The 4795-nt window shown below is 70.1% G+C and carries 4 protein-coding genes; 2 read left to right on the top strand and 2 right to left on the bottom strand.

Going from position 1 to position 4795, the window contains the following annotated elements; translation table 11 throughout:
- Positions 1-649: 649 nt before the first annotated feature.
- The gene (locus tag AB0L65_RS40135) at positions 650-1630 is read right to left on the bottom strand and encodes a hypothetical protein (protein WP_364256890.1); all 981 of its coding nucleotides are present in this window, start codon (positions 1628-1630) and stop codon (positions 650-652) included.
- Positions 1631-2266: 636 nt separating this feature from the next.
- Between AB0L65_RS40135 and AB0L65_RS40130 the strand changes: the two genes are divergently transcribed.
- On the top strand, positions 2267-2905 hold the full coding sequence (locus AB0L65_RS40130; RefSeq protein WP_364256887.1) for an HNH endonuclease family protein: 639 nt from the start codon (positions 2267-2269) through the stop codon (positions 2903-2905).
- 477 nt (positions 2906-3382) lie between these two features.
- Entirely contained in the window at positions 3383-4096 is a 714-nt protein-coding gene (locus AB0L65_RS40125; protein ID WP_364256884.1) for a TetR/AcrR family transcriptional regulator, read from the top strand.
- Here the strand turns inward: AB0L65_RS40125 and AB0L65_RS40120 are convergent.
- Complete coding sequence (locus AB0L65_RS40120) at positions 4050-4598, bottom strand: hypothetical protein (protein ID WP_364256881.1); 549 nt, start codon at positions 4596-4598, stop codon at positions 4050-4052. The genes AB0L65_RS40125 and AB0L65_RS40120 overlap by 47 nt on opposite strands.
- Positions 4599-4795 lie beyond the last annotated feature (197 nt).

The following is a 4795-nucleotide window of genomic DNA, read 5'->3' as shown; positions in this document are numbered from 1 at the left end:
CCGAGCGTCGACCCGCACGGTGGCCTGACGGGATACCGTGCCGCCACCCCCGACGAAGTCCGCCAGGCCGCCCGTCAGCACCGCGACCCGAGCCGCTCCCCACCGACCTGAACGGGACGCATGGTGACGGCAAGCGGGGCGTGCGTCCCGTCGCGGTGCTCGTCGAAGCCCGCACCACTCTGAACCACTGCCCCCAGCCACCGCACCGCTCCGAACCCACAGCCCCCGGCCGCCGCACCGCTCCGAACCCACAGCCCCCGGCCGCCGCACCGCTCCGAACCCACAGCCGCCAGTCGTCGCGCCGTCGGTCAACTGACCGCGCAGGCGGGGCAGCGACGCGCCAGTGGACCCACGACTCACGGCTCACGACGCACGGCTCACGGCTCACGGCTCACGGTCCAGGAAGGCATCAGCCCGTCCGACCCGGAAGGCGTCCGTGTGGAAGCGCACGCGTCAGGTGCGGCCCACCAGGCGACCCCTGACCGGTGTGCGCGACCAAGCGCGCGGGCCGCGAGCACGCCCACCACGACGGCGACCACGCCCGCACCCACCGCCCTCGGACCACTGATCGCCCGCTGCTCGCACCCCGACCTGACAGCCTTACCCCGCACCCAGGCCCACCGCGCCGTCCCCGGCCCTCCCCGCGCGGTCAGTTGACCGACGGCGCGGCGACCGGCACCCGCCCCTCGTACGGGTCAACGCGGTTGAGCGCGCCCCTGGCGATGTCCGCCACATCGGAGTCCTCGAACTCCTCGGTCAGCGGAATGCCCAGGCGCTCGAACAGCTGACGCGTCTCGTCCACGGTCGGCCGGGCGCTCAGTTGCGGCGCCCTCGTCACGTCCAGCAGTTTGGTCTGGTCGAGGCTGTTGTGCAGCTCGATGGACCACGGGTTGTAATGCGGGCTGTTCTGCGGAATGGCGAGGCCGGGAAACTCGGGACCGCGCTGGGTGATCACCAGATTGTGCTTGGTGAGGTCACAGCGGAACAGCGAGATCGTCCGGGACAGGCCGATCCGCAACTCCAGCACCTGGCTGTTGTGCTGCCGGTACCAGCAGGCGGCGAGGATCGTCGAATAGACGTCCTTACGCGTGCCCAGAGACGTCCACCCTTTCTCCTCGGCGCCGTCGTCGGCGAGACTGAGGTGCAGCTGGGTGTACTCCGCGCACAGAGGTTCGTCCGTCGGATCGATTAATTCCAGCAGGAAACGCAGTTTGCTGCGCTTCTTCTTGGCCCGCTCAACGCATTCGGGCAGCGTCACCGCCCGGATAAACGTGCCCGTGCCCCCTTTGAACAGCCACATATCGCTGCCCGCCCGCGCCTCCTCAAGAAGTCGGGTGATGGCCGCCCCGTTGAGCGACTTGACCGAATCGCCGCTGGCCAGCAACCGCCACATTCCGTCGGTCGTACGCGCGACCGTATCAAGCTGGTCGGCCACCCGGGCCTGCCTGTTCCTGTCCCTGATCCAGACGAACGCGAGCAGGGCCAGCACCGGCAGAATCAGCTGGTCCGATTGTCCGTCTTTGAGTACATCGAGCAGATCGAGCACACTGACGGCAGCGGCGACGAGCAGCACGATGCCGAGATCCACGTTGGAGACTGCGGCACGGAGCCGCGCCTTGACGTTCGCCATGTCTGTCGTTTAGCGGTCCGAACGCTCCCCGTCAAGCCTTGATCACACTACGGGTACGCCTACGGCGACCTGGGGCTTCCGATTACGCCCGCGCCATTCTCCACCACCGCCCAAATCGTCGGCTCGGCAACTCTGGATGGGCGAAACTCCTCGACACAAGATTTCCCCATGCGGCAACCCACCCTGAGTCCCGGCCGACGAATTACCGGAATATTCGCCCAGCCGGAGCCCGTTTCGACGGCCACTTTGGGGCCTTCGACGACGTGCCAACCAAACAGCGTCGGCGTGGCGCAGTCAGCGGCGGGGACGCGAGCCGAACCGTCCGGATCCCGACTCTGCGCCCCGTCGCGCACGGCCTTCGACAGAGGTCCGGCGTACTTGCAACGAGAGGACGCCGACAGTCGCCGTTCCAGGTGCGCAATGACAGGGCGATGAACGACGCTCCAACATTGACAGGCGGACTTGTGACTGCATGACCGTTCATGTCAGTAGTCGCCCGACGCCTCCATACGAGCTCGGCAAACCTGGCCATATATGGACTAATGCGGACAATGACACGGTCGAGGTGCCCGCCCTCCTCGCCCCTGACCGGCACCTGTGGCCGGCCGAGGACGGCGGCAGAAGGGCCCACCCCTCATGCACCGCGACCGCGTGTTACCCGCCGCCCTGACCATTGCCTGCGCCGCCGCTCTCACCCTCACCGCCACCGCCCAACCCGCCGCCGCGATCCCCCCGAACATCCCCTCCGCCGGCACCGCCGCCACCCGCCTCGCCGAGCTCACGGTGGCGGCCGAATCTCACGGCAGCACATACGACCGCGACCTGTTCCCGCACTGGATCACGATCAGCGGCTCCTGCAACACCCGCGAGGAAGTGCTCAAGCGCGACGGCACCAACGTCGTGACCAACTCCTCCTGCGCCGCCACCTCCGGCTCCTGGTACAGCCCGTACGACGGCGCGACCTGGACCGCCGCCTCCGACGTGGACATCGACCACATGGTCCCGCTCGCCGAAGCCTGGGCATCGGGCGCCTGGGCTTGGACCACCTCCCGCCGCCAGCAGTTCGCCAACGACCTGGGCGGGCCCCAACTGTGGGCCGTCACGGACAACGTCAACCAGTCCAAGTCGGACCAGGACCCGGCGGAGTGGCAGCCGCCCCGCACCGCCGAACGCTGCCGGTACGCCCGCGCCTGGATCCAGGTGAAGTGGTACTGGGGGCTGAGCACCGACAGCACGGAGAAGGCGGCACTGGGCAGCATGCTCACCTCCTGCTGACCCCCATCCCCGTTGCCCGAGCCCTCCGCCTCACGGACCTCTCGCGTGCCCGCCCTTGCGACTGGCACGCGAGAGGTCCGTCGGCGACGACCGGGTGGCGATGGGCTCGCATGACTCAGGACAAATGGCTCGGGAGGCAATGAGCCGCGAGCCAGCGGCCCGGGCAGCGGCCAGGCGCTCGGGTGGACGGTCGCTCGGGTGGGGCGGTGGCACGGGAGTGGGATGAGCGGGCGCTCGTGAGTGGGATGATCGGGCGCTGAGGGCGCTGAGGGCGCGGGCGCGGAGTAGGCGGGCGCGAGATGGACGGCTGTCGGGGTGGGCACTGCGGGCGTGAGCACCGTGCGGCCGATGATCGCGCGGGCGGCTGACCGCACGAGCCGGTGAGCGTGCAGGCGGTGACCGCGCAGGCCGGCGACCGCGCAGGCCGGCGACCGCACGAGCCGGTGACCGTGCAGGCGGGGCGGTAGGTTGGGGGGTATGCCGCGTGACACCCTGACCCGGGACCAGATCGTCCGGGCCGCCGTCTCGGTGCTGGACGCCGAGGGTGTGGACGGGTTGAACATGCGGCGCCTGGGCACCCAGCTAGGCGCGGCGGCCACGGCCATGTACTGGCACGTCAAGAGCAAGGACGAGCTGGTCGTGCTGGCCGCCGACCACGTGTGGGACGAGATCGAGCTGCCCGACCCCGCCGAGGTCGGCTGGCGGGCGGCCGCGGCGGCGCTGGCCGCCGGTGCGCACGGCATGCTGGGCCGGCACTTCTGGATGCTCCCGGCCATGAGCACCCACCTCCTCCACGGCCCCAACAAGGCCCGCTACGACGACCGCTGCCTGGCCGTCTACGAGGCCGCCGGGTTCAGCGGGCCGGACGTGGACCAGGCGGCGGCGACCGTGCTCATGTTCGTCATCGGCGCCGCGCAGGGTGAGGCGGCCGAGCTGGCGTGGCGGGCCCGGCTCCGCAGGGCGGGGGCGGACGAGGAGCAGCAGCTGCGCGCCACCGTCGCGCGCATCAGCGAGATCGCCGAGCAGTTCCCCCGGCTGCGGGCCCGTGCCACGCCGTCGGTGGAGGCCGCCCGTTCCCTGCCGGACGAGGACTCGTTCGAGTTCGGGCTGCGTACGATCCTCGACGGGCTGGACGCGCGGCTGGCTAATGGAAGTACGCGCTCGCGGCCGGAGTCGCCAGCAGGACGATGACGGCCGCCGAACCCGCGGCCGTCAGCACGAACCGGAGCACGATCAGCGGTCGCAGGATCGCGGGGAACGCCTCCTGCGCCGCGCGCACCACCGCTCTCCCGTCGAGCTCCCGCACGCCCGGCTCCTCGGACTTCTTGAACGCCGCCTCGACGTAGCGGGCCGCGAAGACCTGACTGCCGGTGACGAACGCGCCCGCGGTCATGAGGAGCGCAGCGGCGATCCACGACAGGATCCGGCCCACCCCGCTGCCCGCGAGGCCGAGTGAGGCCAGCGTCGCCAGAGCGGCGCAGATGGCGAGGGGGAACAGCAACTCCACGACGCTCTCGGCGAACTTGACCCCGTGCCGGGCGAGCACGCCGGCAGGCAGGCCCTGCCGGGTCACGACCGCCTCGGCCGCGCGCTGGGCCCGCTCCCCGTGCGTGTGGACGAGGGCGGGCAGGACGAGGAACAGCACCGCGAGCGCGTACTGCAGCGTGGACGCGATGACGACGGCAACCGGCATGGGACCCTCCCGGGACGACGACTTGCACAATGTTCAAGTCCGACGATAAGAAGGACTTGAACATTGTGCAAGTCACGAGAGGATCAGCGGTAGGCGGTGGCCTGGAGGGTGTAGAGGTCGGCGTAGAGGCCGTTGAGGGCCATCAGGGTGTGGTGGTCGCCCTGTTCGGTGATCTTGCCGTGGTCGAGGACGTAGAT

It is taken from the genome of Nonomuraea sp. NPDC052116 (assembly GCF_040680035.1).
Taxonomy (GTDB): domain Bacteria; phylum Actinomycetota; class Actinomycetes; order Streptosporangiales; family Streptosporangiaceae; genus Nonomuraea; species Nonomuraea angiospora_A.
This window is presented reverse-complemented; position numbering and strand designations above follow the sequence as displayed.

What these genes read in the sequence shown, in the direction of transcription:
- AB0L65_RS40135 (WP_364256890.1), bottom strand. Translation starts at nt 1,630, where the DNA reads ATGGCGAACGTCAAGGCGCGGCTCCGTGCCGCAGTCTCCAACGTGGAT.
- AB0L65_RS40130 (WP_364256887.1), top strand. Translation starts at nt 2,267, where the DNA reads ATGCACCGCGACCGCGTGTTACCCGCCGCCCTGACCATTGCCTGCGCC.
- AB0L65_RS40125 (WP_364256884.1), top strand. Translation starts at nt 3,383, where the DNA reads ATGCCGCGTGACACCCTGACCCGGGACCAGATCGTCCGGGCCGCCGTC.
- AB0L65_RS40120 (WP_364256881.1), bottom strand. Translation starts at nt 4,598, where the DNA reads ATGCCGGTTGCCGTCGTCATCGCGTCCACGCTGCAGTACGCGCTCGCG.